Here is a 20,618-nt window from a genome sequence, read left to right on the forward strand (position 1 = left end):
GAAACTGCGGAAATAAAAAAACCCCTCAGCCTGGCGGCTTTTCGAGGGGTTGCGCGTGACTGTTCGTTACCAGTGGAGGCTATGGAGCCACGCGCTTGGTAAGGACGACTACTGCTTCTGCAGCGGCGCAGCTTGTAACGAATGCAATCATGCGTTCAGTTTTCCCTCTGGTGGAAAGCGTGTCAACGAAGCGATACGTGATCTCACCATGTGGACGTCATTGTCCACGGGCCGGGCGCGGCTTTCCGCGCCCGGCCGTCAATCGTTGCGGTGCTACCCGCAGTATGCGCCGGTGGAGGCGCTGTGCACCAGCTTGGCGTACTTGGCGAGAACGCCCTTGGTGAACTTGGCAGGCAGTGGCTCCCAGCCGATCTTCCGGGACTCGAGCTCGGCCTCGTCCACCAGCAGGTCGAAGCTGCGGGCTGCGATGTCCACGCGGATCCGGTCGCCGTCCTGGACGAAGGCGATGGGGCCGCCGTCCACAGCTTCCGGGGCAACGTGGCCGATGCACAGGCCCGTGGTGCCGCCGGAGAAACGGCCGTCGGTCAGGAGCAGGACGTCCTTGCCCAGCCCGGCTCCCTTGATGGCACCGGTGATGGCGAGCATTTCACGCATGCCAGGTCCGCCCTTGGGACCTTCGTAGCGGATGACCACAACGTCACCGGCCTTGATGGCTCCGTTGTCCAGGGCGTCCAGGGCGCCCTGCTCGCGCTCGAACACGCGGGCAGTTCCTTCGAAGACGTCGGCATCGAAGCCGGCGCTCTTGACGACGGCGCCTTCCGGGGCCATGGTGCCGTGGAGGATGGTGATGCCGCCGGTTTTGTGGATCGGGTTGTCCAGTGCACGGAGGATCTTGCCGTCGAGGTCAGGCGGGTTGATCGCCTCAAGGTTTTCGGCGACGGTTTTGCCGGTGACGGTGAGGCAGTCGCCGTGCAGCAGGCCGGCGTCGAGCAGTGCACGCATGATGACCGGCACGCCGCCGATCTTGTCGACGTCGGTCATGACGTAGCGGCCGAAGGGCTTCAGGTCGCCCAGGTGCGGAATTTTGTCGCCGATGCGGTTGAAGTCCTCGAGGGTGAGCTCCACTTCGGCTTCGCGGGCGATGGCCAGCAGGTGCAGCACGGCGTTGGTGGAGCCACCGAAGGCCATGGTGACGGCAATGGCGTTCTCGAAGGCCTTCTTGGTCATAATGTCGCGGGCGGTGATGCCGAGGCGCAGCAGGTTCACCACGGCTTCGCCTGACTTGCGGGCGAACTCATCACGACGGCGGTCTGCCGAGGGCGGAGCGGCGGAGCCCGGCAGGGACATGCCCAGCGCTTCGCCGATGCAGGCCATGGTGTTGGCCGTGTACATGCCGCCACAGGCGCCTTCGCCCGGACAAATGGCCTTTTCGATGCGTTCCAGGTCCCCGAGGCTCATTTTGCCCGCAGCGCAGGCGCCGACGGCCTCGAAGGCGTCAATGAGGGTGACTTCCTTTTCGGAGCCGTCCTCGAGCTTGACCCAGCCGGGCATGATGGAGCCCGCATAAAGGAAGACGCTCGCCAGATCCAGGCGGGCGGCTGCCATCAGCATGCCGGGGAGGGATTTGTCGCAGCCGGCCAGCAGGACCGAGCCGTCAATCCGCTCGGCCTGCATCACGGTTTCCACGGAGTCGGCGATGACTTCGCGGGATACCAGGGAGAAGTGCATGCCCTCATGGCCCATGGAGATTCCGTCGGAGACAGAGATGGTGCCGAACTGCATGGGAAACCCGCCGCCGGCGTGGACGCCCTCTTTGGCGCCTTGGGCCAGCCGGTTCAGGGAAAGGTTGCAGGGAGTGATTTCATTCCATGAACTCGCAACGCCGACCTGGGGTTTGGCGAAGTCGTCGTCCCCCATTCCGACCGCCCGGAACATGCCGCGCGCGGGGGCTGCATGGATTCCGTCGGTGACAACCCGGCTTCGGGGTTTGATGTCGATCTTGTTCTCGGTTGCGATCTGGGTGTCCTCACTCATGGGTGAAAGTCTATGGCTCCGAAGGAGGGCCCAAGGACCGTCACGGCCCTGTTAAGCAGAAAATGCCGCATATTTCGATCAAATGCTGGACGAGCGTCTCAAATGTTGAGACACCGCGCGTGGCCTACCGGCCGTTTAAGCCTGAAAAGACGTACCGGCAGGCGGCTGAGGGCCCCTTTGGCGGCGCACCGGCCAGAACCTAGACAGCCGCAATGGCGCCGACGTACCGTCAGGGGAACGGCAACCCCGCCATTCGTACTGAAGGGTCCCGCTATGGATTTTGTCTTCTGGATTATCGTCATCGTGCTCCTGGCCGGCCTTGTGTGGTGGCTCCTGAACCGCAACAAGTCCTCGAAGGCCGGCGGTGCGGTGCCACCCCGGGCAGAAGGCGGGCTCTCGGGCGGCAGCGCGGCGGCATCAGCGGCTGCGGCAGGAACGGCCGGGATTCCCGGCGCGGCAGGTTTTGGCACTCCAGCCGAACCGGAAGCCCCCACGACGGCGGACGAGACGCGGGAGCCGGGCCGCACCGCTGGCCACGAGACGCCTGCAGCGAGCCCGGAGGCCGTTGACGAACCAGCAGGCGATGACGGGCACAGCGAACGCGCACAGCCGGTGGCCGTTGAACCGGTACACCGCCTGGAACCGCGGAGCGTTGAGCCTGAGCTGGATGCAGGAACCGGCCCGGCAACTACACATGGTGCCAGCGCTATGACTGATGTCCCGGGTACCGTCACCGGTGCGAGCCATGCGTCCACTGCGCCGGAGGAGGACCCTGCGTCCGAGAAGGGCGCCGCGTCCGAGAAGGGCGCCGTGTCTGAGGCGGCCGGCCAGGACGAGTGGGAGACCCAGTGGTCGGAGGCTGACGGCTCCGCCCACGCAGCCACGCACCGGCCGGCAGCCCGCGAAACACCAGGCGCCGGCGCTCCCCTCTCCGAGGCCCCTCCAGCGGCCGGAGCCTCCTATGTCCACCACCCCGAATACACAGAAGCTCACTCGCCGACGCTGCCCGGAGCTGAAACGGCCGCTGCCGAGGCTGCCGATGAAGCCGGGCAGGCAGAACCAGCCGGACCCGGGACCCGTGTGGCTCCCGGCGGGCACCGTTCCGCTACCGGGACTCCTGATGCCCCTGCCGCGACGCGGCTTCCGGACAGCGCCCCTGAAACGGAAACCTCTGACAGCACCAGGTCATCCGCCGCCGTGGAAACGGCCGCAAGTCACGCGGCCGAGCCACCGGTGACAGCCGCGGACCACGAAGCCGCAGCAGAACCGGCGGGCCATTTGGCAGCGGACCAGCCCTACGGCGAAGGCTCGGCATCACCTGGCCCGGACGGCATCGGGCCCGCGGACTTCGACGTCAAGGGCGATGCCGGGGCGATGGTCTACTACGAAGAGGGGCATGCTGACTATGAGCAGATCAGAGCCGACGTCTGGTTTGAGTCCCCTGCGCATGCGGAGGCAGCAGGGTTCCGCGCGCCCCGCCGTATGCGCCTCTAAAGCTTCCCGCTTTCCTTTCACAGTTTCACCGGCGGCAGCTTCGCCGGGGAGGACGTTGCGCCGGACGTTCAGCATTGCCCTGAGCGTGGCCCTGTTGCTGTCAGGGTGCACAGGTGAGAGTGATGACACCCCGACCGGCAGCAGCACAGAAGCCGGAACGGCATCTGCCGGACCCCTGTCAGTGACAGGACGGCTTGATCTGGAGCTTCAGATCCCCTGGGCAACGGTCTTCCTGCCCAACGGGACGGCCATCATCTCCGAGCGTGATACCGCGCTGCTGAAGGCAGTCCGGGACGGCCGGGCGACGACGGTTGGCAAGGTAGCCGGCGTAGCACCCGCGGGCGAGGGAGGCCTGATGGGACTGGCCCTGTCCCCCGGGTTCGCTGCCGACCGCTATCTCTACCTGTATTTCACGTCCCCGCAGGACAACCGCATTGCCCGCGTGGAGTTGACGGAGCGGCCTGATGGCTCGTTGGCCTTCGGCGACCCGGACGTGATTTTCACCGGTATCCCCAAAGCATCCACGCATAACGGCGGCCGGATCCGGTTCGGCCCCGACGGTTTCCTGTACGTGGGGACGGGCGACTCACAGCGGCGGGAACAGCCACAGGACCCCAACGCCCTCGGCGGGAAAATCCTGCGGCTGACTCCTGATGGGGAACCCGCACCCGGCAACCCGTTCGGCAACGCCGTCTACAGCCTGGGCCACAGAAACGTCCAAGGACTGGCCTGGGATGGCCAAGGCAGGCTCTGGGCCAGCGAATTCGGCCCGGACGTCAACGACGAACTCAACCTCATCGAACCGGGAGCCAACTACGGGTGGCCCGCCGTCACGGGAGCGCCGCACCGGGACGGCTTCAAGGACGCCAAGGTGGTGTGGCCTTCGACGGCGGACTCTTCGCCCAGCGGGCTGGAAATAGTTGGGTCAACCGCTTACCTGGGCGCCCTGCGCGGCCAACGCCTGTGGACCGTCAGCCTGGCGGGCGAAGATGCCAGTGCCCCTGTGGCCTATTTCACACGCGAATACGGCCGGATCAGGGACGTTGTCCGGACGCCTGACGGTGGTTTCTGGGTGCTCACCAACAACCAGAACCCCGATTTTGTGCTGGTTCTGGCACCTGGCGATTGACCCGGCAGTCGACTGGCAGGTCGATTTCACATGGACCGAAAGTTCGTGTAGAGTTTCATGTCGTTGCGGAGATCAACGGGGAAAGAAAAAGCCCGGGAGATCACCACAAAGAGATGCACCTCTAGCTCAATTGGCAGAGCAATTGACTCTTAATCAATGGGTTCCGGGTTCAAGTCCCGGGGGGTGCACCAAGGGAAAAACAGCCTCTGGCAAGCGGAAACGCTGCCAGGGGCTGTTTTGTTGTTCATCAAAACACTGCACGAAAAAGCCGGCACGGCCTCCGCAGAAAACTGCAACGGCCGTCCCGGCTGGACGCGGCGTCCCAGTGGGTCAGGTTCACTAGCCGAGTGGTGCGCGGTCCACCAGGGCACGGGCCGCGGACGAGGAAAACTGGCTGGCCAGCTCCCGGACAACCGCCTGAAGCTCCTGCCGCAGCAGTTCCGGGTCAATGGAAGCGGCCGCAAGCACAGACCGCTCCATCTCTACCGCTGCGACGGCGGCTTCACGGCCACTGTCAGTCAGGGACACCACCTGGCTTCGGCGGTCTGAGGTACTGCGGACCCGCACGATATGGCCGTGGGACTCCAACCTGCTCAGGGTTTTTCCCATGGTCTGCGCCTGGACGCGCACATACTGGGCCAATTGGGCCTGAGTCATGGAGCCTTGCGCAGAGAGTACTTCGATGGCGATCACGCCGGCGTGCGTCAATCCTATGGCGCTCAGTTTTTCGTTCCAGGAATGTTCAACGAGGCGTGCCGCAGTGGACAAGAGGCGCCCAGTGGGCCAGTGATCCATGTCAGGCATACCAGCAAGTATAACCAAGAGCCGGTTCGCGCCTGTTCCTGCGCCTTACTAAACTGTTGTGTCACGCCTGCAACGAGGAGATCAACAGTGGCTGACAGACTATTAACAGGTGACATCGCTCCCGGTTTCACCCTCAAGGATTCTTCCGGCCAGGACATCAGCCTGGCGTCCGGAAACGGCAGCAGCGGCAACGGCAACGGCAACACCATCGTCTACTTCTACCCGGCTGCCTCAACGCCCGGCTGCACCAAACAGGCGTGCGACTTCCGCGACAGCCTGGCGTCCTTCACCTCCGCCGGCTACCGGGTGCTGGGCGTCTCCCCCGACCCCGTCCGGAAGCTTGCCACGTTTGCTGAGAATGAGGCACTGACTTTTCCGGTTCTCTCGGATGAGGACCACGCGGTGGCGGAGGCCTACGGCGCTTGGGGCGAAAAGAAAAATTACGGTAAGACCTATCAGGGGCTTATCCGTTCAACCATCGTTGTGGACGCCAGTGGAAGAGTGGTGCTGGCTCAATACAATGTCAGGGCCACCGGCCATGTGGCCAAACTGCGGCGGGATCTCAAACTGGACGGCTGACGGAACCGGCAAGGGAACGGGCTGACGCCGAACCCCTGGCAGCCGAGGCTACAATGGAAGCTGGCATCCGCCGTCGTGCGTTTCAGAGCCCTGACCGGGTTACCGGGAAGTCCTGAGATACAGCGGCCGCAACTGCCAGGCGCGAGTGGTGGAATTGGCAGACACGCAGGATTTAGGTTCCTGTGCCTTCGGGCGTGGGGGTTCAAGTCCCCCCTTGCGCACAATTGCAAAGTAAAGAGATCCAGGCCTGCCGGCCTGGGTCTCTTTTTGTTTGGGAAAAGAAATCTCCTTTCGTTTACCCATCCGCTTCCGGGTAACAGCCGAATACCCATTGAGACACCAGCCAAGGGCAGGTGCCCAACAGTCGCAAAGAGCCACAGCAGGCAATTCGTCTGCAGCAGGCAATAAACCGGCACAAACAAGGAGAAATTCAATGCAGTCATTCAAGCGCACAACCTTCACCGTCGCAGGCGTTGCAGCTGCAGCCTTGCTCAGCCTCACGGCCTGCGGTGGAGCCTCCACCACCGCCAGCTCAGCAGCTCCGTCCGCCGCCCCGTCAGCGTCCAGCATGGCTCAGTCACCGTCTGCGACTGCCGCAGCGATGGACCCGGCCGCCAACCTGGTGGGCCCCGGCTGTGCTGGCTACGCCGAGCAGGTTCCCACCGGTGCAGGCTCGGTAGCCGGCATGGCACTGGACCCGGTAGCAGTCGCAGCATCCAACAACCCGATCCTCACCACCCTGACGGCCGCCGTTTCCGGAAAGCTGAACCCCAAGGTTGACCTGGTGGATACGCTCAACGGCAGCGAGTTCACAGTCTTCGCCCCGGTGGACGACGCCTTCGCGAAGATCGATGCGGCAACCATCGAAACGCTCAAGACGGACGATGCCCTCCTCAGCAAGATCCTGACCTACCACGTTGTCCCCGGCCAGATCACTCCCGACAAGATCGCCGGCACCCACGCCACAGTCCAGGGCGGTTCCGTAACGGTCACCGGCAGCGGCGACGCACTCATGGTTGACGGCGCCAGCGTGGTCTGCGGCGGCGTCCAGACGGCCAACGCCACCGTCTACCTGATCGACTCGGTGCTGATGCCCAAGTAGTCCCCAGCAAGGCACCGCACGGCCAAAGGCCCGTTCCACCCGGAACGGGCCTTTGGCCTGTAAGGCGAGCGGGGTTCCGGAATGTTCAGGAAGCACCGGGTTGGGTCAACTAGACTGTGTCCTTTGGCCCGCAGTCGGCGGTGCCGGCCGGACAGCCCAGAGGTGATACACGAGTGCCCAGCAGTACATCGCGGCGGACGGTTATCAAGACCGGCGCTGTTTTTATGGCCCTGGGCCTGACCTCCTGCACGGGCAGCCCGTCGCCGTCTCCCACACCATCGACGCCTACGACGACGGCTCCCGGCACGGAGCCTACACAGACATTTACCTTCGGCACGGCATCCCAGCCCCTGGGCCTTGATCCGGCGCTCTCGAGCGATGTGGAAAGCTACCGGATCACCAGGCAGATCCTCGAAGGCCTGGTGGGCGTGGACCAGACCACCGGCAAACCCACCCCGTTGCTGGCCACGGAATGGAACGAATCCGACGAAGGCCGTGCCTATACCTTCAAACTGCGCAGCGGCGTCACCTTCCAGGACGGCACTGCCTTTAACGCCGACGCCGTATGCGCCAACTTCAACCGCTGGTTCGCCTTTTCAGCGGACCTGCGGAGGCAGGCGCCTGGCAGTTCCTTCAAAGGCGTCTTCAAAGCGCACTCGGACGAGGCCGCCCTTTCCATCTTCAAGAGCTGTACCGCCGTGTCCGCTGACACTGTCCGGATTGATCTGACTCAGCGCTTTACCGCATTCCTGCAGGCGCTCACCCTGCCGGCATTTGCCATCGCGTCCCCCGCGGCCCTCAGCGCAGGTACAGCCGACGTCCTGGACCAGAGCCGGAGCGGCAACACCGTCTCCCGTTTCGCCACCAACCCGGTGGGAACCGGCCCGTTCAGCCTTGCCGCGTGGGACGGGGCAAGCGTCCAGTTGGTCACGCACCCGGGTTACTGGGGCGACCGCGGACAGATTTCCACCATCAACTTCGTGACCTACGATCACCCCCAGACGCGCCTTCAGGCGCTGCTGGACGGCAAGATCGACGGTTACGACGCCGTCACCGTGGGCAACTTCGATCAGCTGGTCAAGCGCGGAATGCAGATTGTCCAGCGTGATCCTTTTTCCGTGATGTACCTAGGCATCAACCAGGATGTTCCTGTCCTGCAGAACGAGAAGGTCCGGCAGGCGATAGAGCTGGCGATCGACAAAGACACCCTGATCCGCAAGTTCTTTATCGACAACACGGCCAAGGCGTCGCAGTTCGTCCCGCCCAAGATCAGTGGCTTCAACAACGAGGCACCCGCTCTGGGCCACGACCCGGAAAAGGCCAAAACCTACCTGGCCCAGGGCGGCTACAAAGGCGAGGAACTCAGGTTTTACTATCCGCTCAACGCCACCCGCCCGTACCTGCCCACACCGGAGAAGATCTATGCGGAGCTCAGCCGCCAGCTGACCGCCGTCGGGCTGAACATCAAACCGGTCCCGGTGGACTGGTCCGACGGCTACCTCCAGAAGGTCCAGTCACCCGGGGACCACGCACTGCACCTGCTGGGCTGGAACGGCGCCTATGCCGACGCCGACAACTTCGTGGGGCCGCTGTTCGGCGAAAAGAACGGCGAGTTCGGTTACCAGGACCCGCAGGTGTTTTCCAAGATCAACCGTGCCCGTGGCCTCCCGGCGGGAGATGAGCGTGATGAGCTGTATCACAGCATCAATGCCCAGATCGCGGTGACAGTCCCGGCCGTTCCCATTGCCTTCCCGATCTCAGCCCTGGCACTCTCGGACCGGGTCAGCAACTACCCTGCATCCCCGGTCCTGAATGAAGTTTTCACAAAGGTCCAGCTAAAGTCTTGACGGCCCCGGCCAATTTCAGTATGCAGGCGGTGCGGGGATATTCTGTGACAGCCAGAGCCGCTGCTATCGGAGACTGATTGTGACCTTCATATCCAAGACCCAACATGCCGACGTCGTCCTGATCGGCGGGGGCATCATGAGCGCCACGCTCGGCGCCTTCATCAAGCAGCTTGAGCCGAACTGGACCATCTCCCTGTTCGAACGGCTGGACCAGCCCGGGCTGGAAAGCTCGGATCCGTGGAACAACGCCGGAACCGGCCACGCCGCCCTGTGCGAACTTAACTACACCCCTGCAGCCAAAGACGGCTCAGTGGACCCTGCCAAGGCCGTCCTGATCAACGAGCAGTTCCAGCTGTCCCGGCAGTTCTGGTCCCACCTCGTGGACGAATCCCTCATCGGCTCGCCGAAGGGCTTCATCAACACTGTCCCGCACATGAGTTTTGTGATCGGTGAAAACAACACCAAATTCCTCAAGAACCGCTACGAGGCGCTCAAGTCGCACACGCTCTTCCGCAGCATGGAGTACTCCGAAGACCACGCGCAGATCGCCAAATGGGCTCCGCTGATCGTCAAGGGCCGCGACCGGCAGCAGCGCATCGCGGCCACGCGCGCAGCCGAGGGTACCGACGTCGATTTCGGTGCCCTGACCCGGGAACTGACCACTTACCTCGGAAATAACGGGGTGGAGATCAACTACGGGCATGAAGTCACCGGGATTTCCAAATCATCCGACGGCGGCTGGGACCTCTCCACCAAGCACCCCAGGTCCGGAGAGCACGGCAGGATCAACGCCAAGTTCGTGTTTGTGGGCGCCGGCGGCGGCGCGCTGCACCTCCTGCAGGCGTCCGGCATTCCGGAGAGCAAGGGCTACGGCGGGTTCCCCGTTTCCGGCCAGTTCTTCCGCTGCACGGACGAAAAGCTCGCCGCGCAGCACAGCGCCAAGGTCTACGGCCAGGCTTCGGTGGGCGCACCGCCCATGTCCGTCCCGCACCTTGATACCCGGTACGTGGATGGAAAGCGTTCGCTCCTCTTCGGTCCTTACGCCGGGTTCTCCACCAACTTCCTGAAAAACGGCTCCTACCTGGACCTGCCCTTGTCCATCCGCCCCAGCAACATCATTCCGATGCTTGCCGTGGCCAAGGACAACATGGACCTCACGGCGTACCTCGTCAAGGAGGTCGCCAAGAAGCACGCCGACAAGGTGGAAGCGCTGCGCGAGTACTACCCCGAGGCAAAAGACGGCGACTGGGAACTGATTACCGCCGGCCAGCGTGTACAGATCATCAAGAAAGACCCCAAGAAGGGCGGAGTGCTGCAGTTCGGCACCGAAGTCATCGCCGGCCGCGACGGCTCCATCGGTGCCCTGCTCGGTGCTTCACCCGGAGCCTCCACGGCAGTGCCCATCATGATCGAACTTCTCCAGAAGGCCTTCCCGAAGAACTTCAAGGGCTGGCAGGGGAAGCTGAAGGACATGATGCCCGGCTACGGCGTCAAGCTCGACGAGAACCCGGACCTGGCCGTGGAACTCGAAACTGCAACCGCCAAGTCGCTCCAGCTGGACAGCGTTCCCGCCAACCGCTGACCCTGCGGGGGCAAGCAGGCAGGACGGCCCGGTCCGCACTGGTCCACCCAACCCACAGGAGAGAACGCGATGTTCCGGCTGGCACAACTTTCACTTGCGAACCGGGCGCTGATCGCGCTGATCACCGTCTTCGCGTCGGTGTTCGGCGTGATCACCATGTCATCGCTGAAGCAGGAACTCATTCCTTCCATCGAGTTCCCGCAGATCACGGTGCTCTCAGCGATGCCCGGCGCATCGCCGGAAGTGGTGGACAAGCAGGTCAGCGCGCCCCTGGAGACGGCCCTGAACGGCGTCGAGGGCCTTGAATCCACGTCGTCGACCTCGCGGAACGGCGTCTCGCAGATCACCATGGTGTTCACTTACGGGACAAACCTGGACCGCGCCCGGAACCAGATCGACCGGGCCATCTCCAACGCCAAACGCTCACTGCCCGAGGATGTGCAGCCGCAGGCCATCGCGGGCAGCATCAGCGACTTCCCCATCGTGTTCCTTGCCGTCTCCTCGGACAGGCCGCTGAGCGAACTGAACGCTGACCTGCAGCGGCTCACTGTTCCCCGGCTCCAGAAGATCGACGGCGTCCGGGGAGCCGACGTCACCGGCGGGGCGACCCAGCACATCGAGATCCTGCCCCGTCCCGATGCCATGGCAGCCAAAGGCGCCACCATCGCGTCCATCAGGGACGCCCTGAGCAACAACGGCGCCCTGATTCCGGCGGGGACCATCCAGGAGCAGGGCAAGACCCTTTCCCTCCAGATCGGCAGCCCGGTTGATTCGCTGGAGGCAGTCAAGGCGCTGCCCGTCGGCGGAGCCAAGGACGCTGCAACCATAGCCACGGTGGCGGACGTCAGCCTTCGGGACGACGAACGGACCTCCATCACCCGGACGAACGGCCAGGAAACACTCGCCGTTTCCGTCACCAAGAAGCCTGAGGGCGACACCGTGGGGATTTCCCACGCCGTGAATGATTCGCTGGCCGCCCTGGAAACGGAACTGGGCTCCAACGCGAAATTCACCGCCGTCTTCGATCAGGCACCGTTCATCGAGAAGTCCATCAAGGACCTCACCACGGAGGGTCTGCTCGGGCTGGGCTTCGCGGTAGCCGTGATCCTCGTCTTCCTGATGTCCGCCCGCTCCACCCTCGTCACCGCTGTGTCCATTCCGCTGTCCCTGCTGATCACCTTCATCGGGCTGTCTGCCACGGGCTACTCGCTGAACATCCTGACGCTGGGCGCCCTCACCATTGCCATCGGGCGCGTTGTGGATGACTCGATTGTGGTCATCGAAAACATCAAGCGCCATCTCAGCTACGGCGAGGAGAAGGTCGCCGCCATCCTCACCGCCATCCGTGAGGTGGCCGGTGCCATCACCGCCTCCACACTGACCACAGTGGCGGTCTTCCTGCCCATTGCCTTCGTCGGCGAGCTCGCTGGCGAACTCTTCCGTCCGTTCGCCCTTACGGTGACCATGGCGCTTCTGGCGTCCCTGCTGGTGTCGCTTACCATCGTTCCGGTCCTGGCCTACTGGTTCCTCAAGAGCCCGGCTGCGGCCGGCTCCCCCGGCGCGCCTTCTATGGCTGCCGCCAAAGATGCTGCCGCCGCCCGTGCCAGGGCGCAGGAAGCCGAGGAAAAGAGTCCACTCCAGCGCGGGTACCTGCCCATCCTCAGGAAGACCCAGAAGCACCCGGTAGTCACTTTGATCGCGGCCGCCCTGGTGCTCGGCGGTACAGCTGCCATGACGCCGCTTCTGGCAACAAACCTCCTCGGCGATTCGGGGCAGAACAGCATGACGGTCCGCCAGGCAATGCCTGCCGGGACCAGCCTTGCTGACACCAGCGCTGCCGCCATCAGGCTGGAGGAAGTCCTCCTGGGCATCGAGGGCATCAAAAATGTCCAGGTCACCTCGGGCAACGCGCAGGCAGGCTTTGCCGCGCTCACCTCCTCCGGTTCCTCGAACTCAACGTTCACGGTAGTTACCGACGAGAAAGTGAACCAGGCGAGGCTTCAGGAGACAGTCCGCGCCGAGCTGGGCGGGGTGGCTGACGCCGGCAAGATCACGGTGGGCTCCCAGCAGGGTGGATTCGGGACCTCCTCCACTGTGGACATCACCATCAAGGCTGCGACATCGGAGGACCTCCGGACAGCGAGCGACGCCATGGTGCAGGCCATGACGGGGGTTCCCGAAACCAGCGAGGTCACCACGAACCTGGCGGCAAGCCAGCCCGTGGTCCAGGTCAAGGTTGACCGGGCCAAGGCCACCGCCGCCGGACTGAACGAAGAACAGGTGGCCGGCGTCCTGGCTTCCACGATCAGTCCCATTCCCGCCGGCACCGTCCGGATCGACACCGACGACTTCCCGGTGCAGATCGGCCAGGGCACCAAATTCACCAGCATCGATGCCGTGCGGAACATCGCCCTCCCTGCCTCCGGCGCTCCGGTGACCCTGGGCAGCATCGCCTCCGTGGAGCAGGTGGACGTGCCGGTATCCATCACCGCCAGCAACGGCCAGCGGACCGCCAAAGTGTCAGTCACGCCGTCGGGCTCCAACCTGGGCGCGGTCAACGCAGAAGTTCAGAAACGGCTTGAGGCCGTCAGCCTCCCCGCAGGGGTGACGGCCGAGCTCGGCGGCGCAACCACCCAGCAGGCTGAATCCTTCCAGCAGCTTGGCCTGGCGCTCCTCGCCGCGATCGCGATCGTCTACGTGATCATGGTGGCCACGTTCAAATCGCTGATCCAGCCCCTGATCCTGCTGGTCTCCGTTCCCTTTGCGGCCACCGGCGCTGTCGCCCTGCTCCTGGCCACCGGCGTCCCCCTGGGGCTGCCGTCGCTGATCGGCATGCTGATGCTCGTGGGAATTGTGGTCACCAACGCCATTGTGCTCATTGACCTCATCAACCAGTACCGCCAACCGCGGAACGGTGTGCCCGGGATGAGCGTGGCGGACGCCATCACCCACGGCGCAAGGCAGCGCCTCCGTCCCATCCTGATGACCGCACTGGCAACGGTTTTCGCCCTGACGCCCATGGCGCTCGGCCTGACCGGGGGCGGCGGCTTCATCTCCCAGCCCCTGGCCGTGGTGGTGATCGGCGGCCTGGTCTCCTCCACCGCACTGACCCTGGTGCTTGTCCCCGTGCTCTACCGGCTGGTGGAAGGACGGCGGGAGAAAAAGGCGCTGCTGCGCGCCCTGCAGGAGCGCCCCGAGTTCGCGGAAGCGGACGACGTCGATGCCGAGCTTGCGGACTGGACCACCGGAAGCGTCCCCAAGGTCAGCGGCCGCCGCGCCGCCCCGGGCGACGCCCAGTAAAACGCGGCGGCCACGTTCCGGCGGCGCCCGGAAAAATCCCGGGAATATTCCCTCATTCATAGCGTTGTACCCGGCGATACATGCAAACGCATGGAAATCTGGTAGAGTGGTTATAAGCCCAGAGCAGTCCAGGAAACGAAAGGCACACCATGCAGATCGGCGTATTCAGCGTCAGTGACATCACCACTGACCCCACCACCGGCCGGACGCCCACGGAGAACGAACGCATCAAGGCAGCTGTTGCGATCGCAAAAAAGGTCGAGGAAATCGGCATGGATGTCTACGCCATCGGCGAGCACCACAACCGGCCGTTCTTCTCTTCCTCCCCCACCACCACGCTCGCGTACATCGCCGCCCAGACAGAGCGGATCACGCTTTCGACGGCCACCACGCTGATCACCACCAACGATCCAGTCAAGATCGCCGAAGACTTCGCCATGCTGCAGCACCTTGCCGACGGCCGGGTGGACCTGGTCCTGGGCCGCGGCAACACGGCACCCGTGTACCCCTGGTTCGGCAAGAACATCCAGGACGGCGTGGAGCTGGCCATCGAAAATTACGCCCTGCTGCGCCGCCTGTGGGACGAGGACACGGTGAGCTGGTCCGGCAAGTTCCGCACGCCCCTGCAGAACTTCACCTCCACCCCTCGCCCCCTCGACGGCGTGGCCCCCTTCGTGTGGCACGGCTCCATCCGCACCCCGCAGATCGCCGAGGTGGCGGCCTACTACGGCGACGGTTTCTTCGCGAACAACATCTTCTGGCCCAAGGAGCACTACCAGCAGCTGATCGGCCTGTACCGCGAGCGCTATGAGCACTACGGCCACGGCAAGGCAGACCAGGCAATTGTTGGCCTCGGCGGACAGTTCTTTATGCGGAAAAATTCCCAGGACGCGGTCAAGGAATTCCGCCCCTACTTCGACAATGCGCCCGTCTACGGCCATGGCCCGTCCCTGGAGGACTTTACCTCGCAGACGCCCCTGACCGTGGGCAGCCCGCAGGAAGTCATAGAGAAGACTCTGACGTTCCGCGAGTACTTCGGTGACTACCAGCGCCAGCTGTTCCTGATCGACCACGCCGGCCTGCCACTCAAGACCGTGCTGGAACAGCTCGACCTGTTCGGCGAGGAAGTCCTCCCGGTCCTCCGCAAGGAATACGCTGCCCTGAAGCCGGCCCACGTGCCGGATCCGCCCACCCACGCCGGCCGCGTTGCAGCACTTATGGCTGCCCAGACCAGCGAAAAAGCTTCTTCGGAGGCGTGATGGCAGCCAACGGAAGCGAATCATCGGTGCGGATGGCCGCCGAAACCTGGGAGTCCCTGTTCAGGGCCCAGGTGGCGGTGATGCGGAAGCTCCAGGCCGCGCCCGCTTTCCGGACCGTGCCGGTCAACGAGTACGACGTCCTGTTCACGCTGTCACGGTGCCCCTCCGGCTGGCTCCGGCTCAATGAGCTCAACGATCACGTCCTGCTGAGCCAGTCCAGCCTCAGCAGGCTGGTGGAGCGGCTCGAGAAGCGCGGGCTGGTTGTCCGGATGCCCGCCCCTGACGACCGCCGTGGCGTGCTGCTGAAGCTGACTGAGGAGGGGGCCGCCGTGCAGAAGGAGATCGGCCGTGTACATGTGCGGGACATCTCGAGCCTCGTGGGGCCCGCCCTGACTGCCGCCGAGCAGAAGGAACTTCAGCGGCTCACGGACAAGCTCCGCAATTCCGTGGGAGCGCGGCAAGCGAAGTAATTTCCTGACCGGGCCAGCGGCGTTAAGCCAGCACCACCAGGCTGGCGGGATCCTCCACCGGCAGCGCACCGTTGACCACGGCGGTGACGCGCAGTTCGTTCAGGGTCAGGCTGCCGCCCACGGTGGACAGGAATGCGGTATCGGACGAGTCCCGGCCTGCAGTGATCCGCAGCATCGACTCCCGCGGGGCCAGCCCCGTGGGGTCGATGACATGCCAGGCGCCGTTGATGTGGGCTTCGGCCACAGCATGGAAATCCATCGGGCTCAGCCCCGGCGCGTAGACTGCCGCAAGCCGTGCGGGGACGTCTTTGGAACGGAGCAGTGCGATGGCCAGGTGGGCGAAGTCCCGGCACACTCCCCTGCGGTGCAGGAGCGTTTCCACGGCACCGTCCGTCCCCCTTGAGGAACCGCTGATGTACCGCAGCTCGCCATAAACCCAGTTCCGCACGGCCTGGACCAGTTCCCCGCCATGCAGGCCACCGAATTCGGCATAGGCGGTGGGCAGCAGCTTGTCGGACTCGGCATAACGGCTTGGCCGCACGTACCGGATAAGGTCCGCAAGGGTAGCCTCCTCGGGTTCGGCCCGGCCTGCCACCGTGGCGGAGTATTCCACCGTGACCTCGGAGGGTTCGGCGAACTCCAGGTAGTGCATACGCCCGTGGTGATCGTTAATCTCACGGACTGGAACAGGCTGCCCCCCTGCGGTGACCGTGAGCGATTCTTCAAAGGAGGTGTAGCCGGGATTCCTGGCTACAGCGATGGCCAGGGCTGCCTTCGTGTCGGCCGCGGTCTTGAAGACCATCCGTGCGGCAACGGTGCGTTCCATGTATCTCCGGGGTGTGAGGTAGTGGCAGAACGTCCCGCTCCGGGCCGGCTCTCAGGGAGCCGGGGGCAGGACTAGTTTTTGATCTTCAGAGACATTAGCATCCGTTGGACGTTTGCAAATTCCGAGCCCTCTTCGGCGTACCTGGCTGCCTGGCCAAGAGTGTCATACGCCTTGGCCGGAGCCACTTTCTCATCCGGGGCGAAGGCCTTTAAGACTCCTACATCGCCGAACGAGTAGTCGCCCTTACCGGCCGGGCCGCGGACCACGTTGCGGAGCTCGCACGCCTGCCCGTCGGCACCGCCCACGATGTTGGTGATGCCGTACGAGCCAAAGTACCGGTAGCCCTGGATGACCCGGAAGACCACGTGCGGGGTGATGGTTCCTTCCCCCGTCAGGCCGGGCAGTTCCACCGGCACGCTGCTGATGACCACATAGGGTTTCCGGGCTCCGTCCGCGCACTCGGATGACGACGGCGGCAGTCCCGTCCGCAGCGCCGCAACGAATACGCCGTCCGGCTTTTTCACGTCAATCTTCAAAGCTCCCGGCAGTGTCCCGTCTTCAGGCGTGACGGATTGGGCAATCCAATCCTCCGGCAGGTCAAAACTGACCGTCTTGGCGGGATCGGTGAACGTCTTCCAGGAAGCGGCAGTTGCTGCAGGGCCAGGCGCAGCGGAGGCAGACCCGTCCGGAGAGGCACTTGGCACCGGAAAGCTTCCCGTGCCTGCCGGGCTGGCGCCCTGGGTGGCGGATGGATCCGGCTGGGCTGTCCACGCCGGAGTGCTGCTTTGTGGAGAACTGCACCCGGAAACGAAGGTTCCTGCCACCAGAAGGGCCGCCGCCCGCAATCCCCACGATGTCACCCTGCATGTCATGACGCCAGCCTAGCGCCGCAGACGGCGAGCAGCCTGCGGTTCCCGGGCAGCGTGTCGGGGCCGGACATTCCCCCAGCCCAAGGGGACTAGGCTGGTGGCTATGGCGGAAGAGCAGTACGGCGCGGAACCAGGGAGCCTGGCGGACATTTCCGCCCTCGACATTGCCGACTGGCGGCTACGGACGTTTGCCCTCTACGACACCGTCCGGAGGATTTCCGTCGAAAGCCCGGCTGAGGCGCATTCCCAGTGGCGGCATGAACGCGACCGCATGTTCGCAATGCATCCGGCGTCGCCCCTCACGGCCCGGGACAAGGCACAGTTCTCCGGCCTGAAAACCGCCGACTACGATCCCATCTACCGCTTCCAGGTGCCGCTCACGCTGCAGGGCGCCGGGCGGGAGATGAGTGTGGATACGGGCACCGATGGCGTGGTCAACTTTGTCCGGCTGGGCACCTTCGACCTCCCCGAGATGGGCCAGCTCGCAGTCTGGAAGCTGCAGGGATACGGTGGCGGGATCTTCGTTCCCTTCCGGGATGCCACAGCCGGCCAGCCAGGCGGGAGTTACGGCGCCGGCCGGTATCTCCTGGACACCATCAAGGGCGCCTTCCACGGCGTCCGCGGCTCCGGCCCGGACGCTGAATTCGTCCTGGACTTCAACTTTGCCTATAACCCGTCCTGCGCGTACAACGAGGCCTGGGCCTGCCCGCTGGCCGGACCGTCCAACCGGCTGGCCGTGGAAATCCCGGTGGGCGAACTGTACTGAGCCGGCGGACATAGGATGTCCGGATGACTGCCAGCCCTTCCCGCCGCCTTGCCCGCGTCCGCCCCGTGCCGGCGGCCAGCCCTGACGAGCACTTTTTCGTGGCCAACGATGCGCCGGATTTTGATTCCCCGGCCGGCCTGTCCTGGACGGTCACTGATTCACCCTTCAGCGGGTCCGGGGCCAACGCAAACAGCCGCCCACGGCCCGGCTGGGAGAACGGCTCGGTGGTGGAGCAGGGCGCGTTCACATTCCTCGCCCCGTCAGTCCCGGTCAACGTCCTGGGCATGGCCCACAACACCGGCCAGCCCGGCCGGGACCTCCCGCCCCAGGCATTCCACAAGGCCGCATCAAGTGTGATCGGGCCCGGCGATGCCATCGAACTCAGCTCCACCGTGGGCTACGTTGACCCTGAGGCGGAACTGACCGTCGTCGTCGGCCGTGTTGCCCGGGGCCTGACGCTGGATACCGCCCGCAGCGCCGTCCTGGGGTTCACCATCGGCAATGATGTGTCGGCCCGCGATCTGCAGAAGTCGGACCAACTCTGGATCAGCGCTAAAAGCCAGGACACCTTCACCCCGGTTGGACCTTGGATCGTCACTGGCCTTGATGACTCGGACCTGGCCATCGGCATCGTCCACAACGGCGTGGATCTGAAACCCGCGTCCAGCGCCGATCTTGGTTGGAAGGTCGACGAGATCCTGGTCTACCTCACCTCCTTTATGACCCTGCACCCCGGCGATCTGGTGCTGACAGGCTTCCCCGCCGAATGCGTCCGCATCCAGCCGGGCGACACCGTGGTGTGCCGGGTGGAAGGCATCGGGGAACTCGCCAACCCGGTCAGGAGTGCATCCTGGGAGGAAACGCCCGCCTGATATGACAGGCTGGACCCATGGAAACCCCTGCTGCGCCCGCCGCCCAGCTGGCGCAGCAGCCCACCCGCCATGCCCCCGCCACCAGGCACTACCGGGGAATCTACAGGTTTCCCGTGGTGCGGCAGCTTGTCCGGTTCACCGGCGTCGGCATCATCTGCACGGCAACCTCACTTGCGCTCTACGCCCTGCTCCGACCTTGGCTCGGCCCGCAACTGGCGAACGCGGTGGCCCTGATCCTGACGTCCCTGATGAATACTGCGTTGAACCGCAGGCTGACGTTCAGGATCGCCGGCCAGCGGAGGATGGCCCGCGACCATCTGAACGGCGTGATCGTTATCGCGGTGGCGCTGGCCATTACCGGCGGCAGCCTTGGCGTGCTCCATTGGGTCCATCCGGAAGCCACCGTGGCTGACGAGCTGTGGACCACTACACTGTCAGGCTTCCTGGCCACTGCCGTCCGGTTCACGATGCTGCGGCACTGGATCTTCCGCCGCGCCCGCCATGTCTAACGCGGCTACGTCCGGCGTCACCACCATGCCCTGGCCGATTGCCCAGCCGGGTCACCCGCGGCCGAGGGTACGGACACTCCCGACGGCGGTCCCCACGGCCTGCGCTGCAGCCGCGAGATCGGCGCCGGTGACCGAGGAGTCGAAGCTGAAGCGCACCGCAGTCTGCGCCACCTCCGCGTCAAAGCCCATGGCCGTCAGGACAGGCGAGGGGGCATCCGAACCCGCGGCGCACGCCGAGCCACTGGAGCACACCACACCCTGGCGCTCCAGCTCCAGCAGAACTGATTCCCCGCTGGTTCCCGGGAAGCAGAAGGACGCAACCGACGGCAGGCGCTCGGTGGGGTGGCCGGTCAGGACAGCCCCCGGAACAGCCCGGAGGACCTCCCGGATGAACCCGTCCCGCAGGGAGGAGACGTGGTCTGCAAGCTGCTGCTGCCCGGACTGCGCCAAGGTCAGTGCCGTGGCCAGGCCCACCGCCCCGGCAACGTTTTCAGTTCCGGACCGCCGCCCGCCTTCCTGTCCTCCGCCGTGCAGCAGCGGCTCCATCCGGGTCCGGCCCCGGACGTAGAGAACACCGCAGCCCTTGGGTGCCCCGAGCTTGTGGCCTGAGATGCTCAAGGCGTCCATGCCCAGGGTCTTGACGTCCAGGAGCAGCCAGCCCGCGGCCTGCACGGCGTCGGTGTGGAACGGGATGCCCTGGGCGTGGGAGAGTTCCGCCAGCCGTCCAATCGGTTGGACCGTCCCCACTTCGTTGTTGGCGTACATCACGCTGACCATGGCCGTCTCCGGCCGAAGACCCTCTGCGAGCGCCTCAGGCGTCAAACGGCCCGTGCCGTCCACCGGAATCACATCCACGGCGAAACCGTGGAACCGTTCCAGGTAGCGGGCAGATTCCTCTACTGCGGGGTGCTCGACGGCGCTGATCACCACGCGGTCCAGCTGCGGGTCTGCAGCCTGCCGCGCCAACGCGATGCCTTTGACAGCCAGGTTGTCAGCCTCTGTCCCGCCCGATGTGAAGGTGATTTCTCCGGGCCGGCAGCCCAGGACGGTGGCCACCGACGCGCGGGCGGCCGCAAGCGCAGCGGCTGCAGCTTCTCCCAGCGAATGGTGGCTGGAAGGATTGCCGAACTCCCCGGTCAAATATGGCCACATGGCATCCAGCACTTCCCGGCGGACGGGCGTGGTTGCGGCGGCATCGAGGAAAATCACGGAAGG

At 64.7% G+C, this 20,618-nt stretch carries 18 protein-coding genes and 2 tRNA genes; 15 read left to right on the plus strand and 5 right to left on the minus strand.

Features of this window, described 5'->3' with window-relative positions:
• Nucleotides 1-273: 273 nt before the first annotated feature.
• Nucleotides 274-1,995: a dihydroxy-acid dehydratase gene (gene ilvD, locus ACP7AX_RS03020; protein ID WP_131682558.1), complete on the minus strand. Its 1,722-nt coding sequence runs from the start codon at nucleotides 1,993-1,995 to the stop codon at nucleotides 274-276.
• Between the two features lie 273 nt (nucleotides 1,996-2,268).
• Here ilvD and ACP7AX_RS03025 point away from each other — a divergent pair, with 273 nt between their 5' ends.
• From ACP7AX_RS03025 to ACP7AX_RS03035, 3 genes are all read left to right on the plus strand, one after another.
• The gene (locus tag ACP7AX_RS03025) at nucleotides 2,269-3,489 is read left to right on the plus strand and encodes a hypothetical protein (protein ID WP_131682559.1); all 1,221 of its coding nucleotides are present in this window, start codon (nucleotides 2,269-2,271) and stop codon (nucleotides 3,487-3,489) included.
• A gap of 55 nt (nucleotides 3,490-3,544) precedes the next feature.
• Nucleotides 3,545-4,618, plus strand: a complete 1,074-nt coding sequence (locus ACP7AX_RS03030; RefSeq protein WP_426225346.1) for a PQQ-dependent sugar dehydrogenase — start codon at nucleotides 3,545-3,547, stop codon at nucleotides 4,616-4,618.
• Nucleotides 4,619-4,733: 115 nt separating this feature from the next.
• Nucleotides 4,734-4,809 (plus strand) — tRNA-Lys (locus ACP7AX_RS03035).
• A gap of 148 nt (nucleotides 4,810-4,957) precedes the next feature.
• Here ACP7AX_RS03035 and ACP7AX_RS03040 read toward each other — a convergent pair.
• Nucleotides 4,958-5,413 (minus strand): MarR family transcriptional regulator, encoded by a 456-nt coding sequence (locus tag ACP7AX_RS03040; RefSeq protein ID WP_131682974.1) that lies wholly within the window; start codon nucleotides 5,411-5,413, stop codon nucleotides 4,958-4,960.
• 96 nt (nucleotides 5,414-5,509) lie between these two features.
• Here ACP7AX_RS03040 and bcp point away from each other — a divergent pair, with 96 nt between their 5' ends.
• The 8 genes from bcp to ACP7AX_RS03080 all read left to right on the plus strand — a co-directional run bounded on the left by bcp (nucleotide 5,510) and on the right by ACP7AX_RS03080 (nucleotide 15,561).
• Entirely contained in the window at nucleotides 5,510-6,001 is a 492-nt protein-coding gene (gene bcp, locus ACP7AX_RS03045; protein WP_131682561.1) for a thioredoxin-dependent thiol peroxidase, read from the plus strand.
• A gap of 139 nt (nucleotides 6,002-6,140) precedes the next feature.
• Nucleotides 6,141-6,222 (plus strand) — tRNA-Leu (locus ACP7AX_RS03050).
• 212 nt (nucleotides 6,223-6,434) lie between these two features.
• Nucleotides 6,435-7,103, plus strand: a complete 669-nt coding sequence (locus ACP7AX_RS03055; RefSeq protein ID WP_131682562.1) for a fasciclin domain-containing protein — start codon at nucleotides 6,435-6,437, stop codon at nucleotides 7,101-7,103.
• A gap of 224 nt (nucleotides 7,104-7,327) precedes the next feature.
• Complete coding sequence (locus ACP7AX_RS03060) at nucleotides 7,328-8,950, plus strand: ABC transporter substrate-binding protein (RefSeq protein WP_426225629.1); 1,623 nt, start codon at nucleotides 7,328-7,330, stop codon at nucleotides 8,948-8,950.
• Nucleotides 8,951-9,029: 79 nt separating this feature from the next.
• The gene (locus ACP7AX_RS03065) at nucleotides 9,030-10,532 is read left to right on the plus strand and encodes a malate:quinone oxidoreductase (protein WP_131682563.1); all 1,503 of its coding nucleotides are present in this window, start codon (nucleotides 9,030-9,032) and stop codon (nucleotides 10,530-10,532) included.
• Between the two features lie 69 nt (nucleotides 10,533-10,601).
• The gene (locus ACP7AX_RS03070; protein WP_131682564.1) at nucleotides 10,602-13,832 is read left to right on the plus strand and encodes an efflux RND transporter permease subunit; all 3,231 of its coding nucleotides are present in this window, start codon (nucleotides 10,602-10,604) and stop codon (nucleotides 13,830-13,832) included.
• Between the two features lie 149 nt (nucleotides 13,833-13,981).
• Complete coding sequence (locus ACP7AX_RS03075) at nucleotides 13,982-15,091, plus strand: LLM class flavin-dependent oxidoreductase (RefSeq protein WP_426225347.1); 1,110 nt, start codon at nucleotides 13,982-13,984, stop codon at nucleotides 15,089-15,091.
• Nucleotides 15,091-15,561, plus strand: a complete 471-nt coding sequence (locus ACP7AX_RS03080) for a MarR family winged helix-turn-helix transcriptional regulator (protein WP_426225348.1) — start codon at nucleotides 15,091-15,093, stop codon at nucleotides 15,559-15,561. Before ACP7AX_RS03075 ends, ACP7AX_RS03080 begins: the two co-directional genes overlap by 1 nt.
• 22 nt (nucleotides 15,562-15,583) lie before the next feature.
• Here the strand turns inward: ACP7AX_RS03080 and ACP7AX_RS03085 are convergent, their stop codons facing one another.
• Entirely contained in the window at nucleotides 15,584-16,387 is an 804-nt protein-coding gene (locus ACP7AX_RS03085; RefSeq protein ID WP_426225349.1) for a transglutaminase-like domain-containing protein, read from the minus strand.
• Between the two features lie 71 nt (nucleotides 16,388-16,458).
• Nucleotides 16,459-16,923: a hypothetical protein gene (locus tag ACP7AX_RS03090; protein WP_426225350.1), complete on the minus strand. Its 465-nt coding sequence runs from the start codon at nucleotides 16,921-16,923 to the stop codon at nucleotides 16,459-16,461.
• Nucleotides 16,924-16,999: 76 nt separating this feature from the next.
• Here ACP7AX_RS03090 and ACP7AX_RS03095 point away from each other — a divergent pair, with 76 nt between their 5' ends.
• The 4 genes from ACP7AX_RS03095 (at nucleotide 17,000) to ACP7AX_RS03110 (ending at nucleotide 19,403) form a co-directional block, all read left to right on the plus strand.
• Nucleotides 17,000-17,272, plus strand: coding sequence for a hypothetical protein (locus ACP7AX_RS03095; protein WP_426225351.1), 273 nt, complete (start codon nucleotides 17,000-17,002; stop codon nucleotides 17,270-17,272).
• Between the two features lie 87 nt (nucleotides 17,273-17,359).
• Nucleotides 17,360-18,022, plus strand: a complete 663-nt coding sequence (locus ACP7AX_RS03100) for a DUF1684 domain-containing protein (RefSeq protein WP_131682569.1) — start codon at nucleotides 17,360-17,362, stop codon at nucleotides 18,020-18,022.
• Nucleotides 18,023-18,045: 23 nt separating this feature from the next.
• Nucleotides 18,046-18,894: a fumarylacetoacetate hydrolase family protein gene (locus ACP7AX_RS03105; protein ID WP_426225352.1), complete on the plus strand. Its 849-nt coding sequence runs from the start codon at nucleotides 18,046-18,048 to the stop codon at nucleotides 18,892-18,894.
• 17 nt (nucleotides 18,895-18,911) lie between these two features.
• Nucleotides 18,912-19,403 (plus strand): GtrA family protein, encoded by a 492-nt coding sequence (locus ACP7AX_RS03110; RefSeq protein ID WP_131682571.1) that lies wholly within the window; start codon nucleotides 18,912-18,914, stop codon nucleotides 19,401-19,403.
• Nucleotides 19,404-19,454: 51 nt separating this feature from the next.
• On the opposite strand, the gene ACP7AX_RS03115 is transcribed toward ACP7AX_RS03110, so the two are convergent.
• Nucleotides 19,455-20,612, minus strand: coding sequence for a cysteine desulfurase family protein (locus ACP7AX_RS03115; protein ID WP_426225353.1), 1,158 nt, complete (start codon nucleotides 20,610-20,612; stop codon nucleotides 19,455-19,457).
• Nucleotides 20,613-20,618 lie beyond the last annotated feature (6 nt).

Origin of the sequence: Pseudarthrobacter sp. DSP2-3-2b1, assembly GCF_049895945.1 — a bacterium.
Classification (GTDB): domain Bacteria; phylum Actinomycetota; class Actinomycetes; order Actinomycetales; family Micrococcaceae; genus Arthrobacter.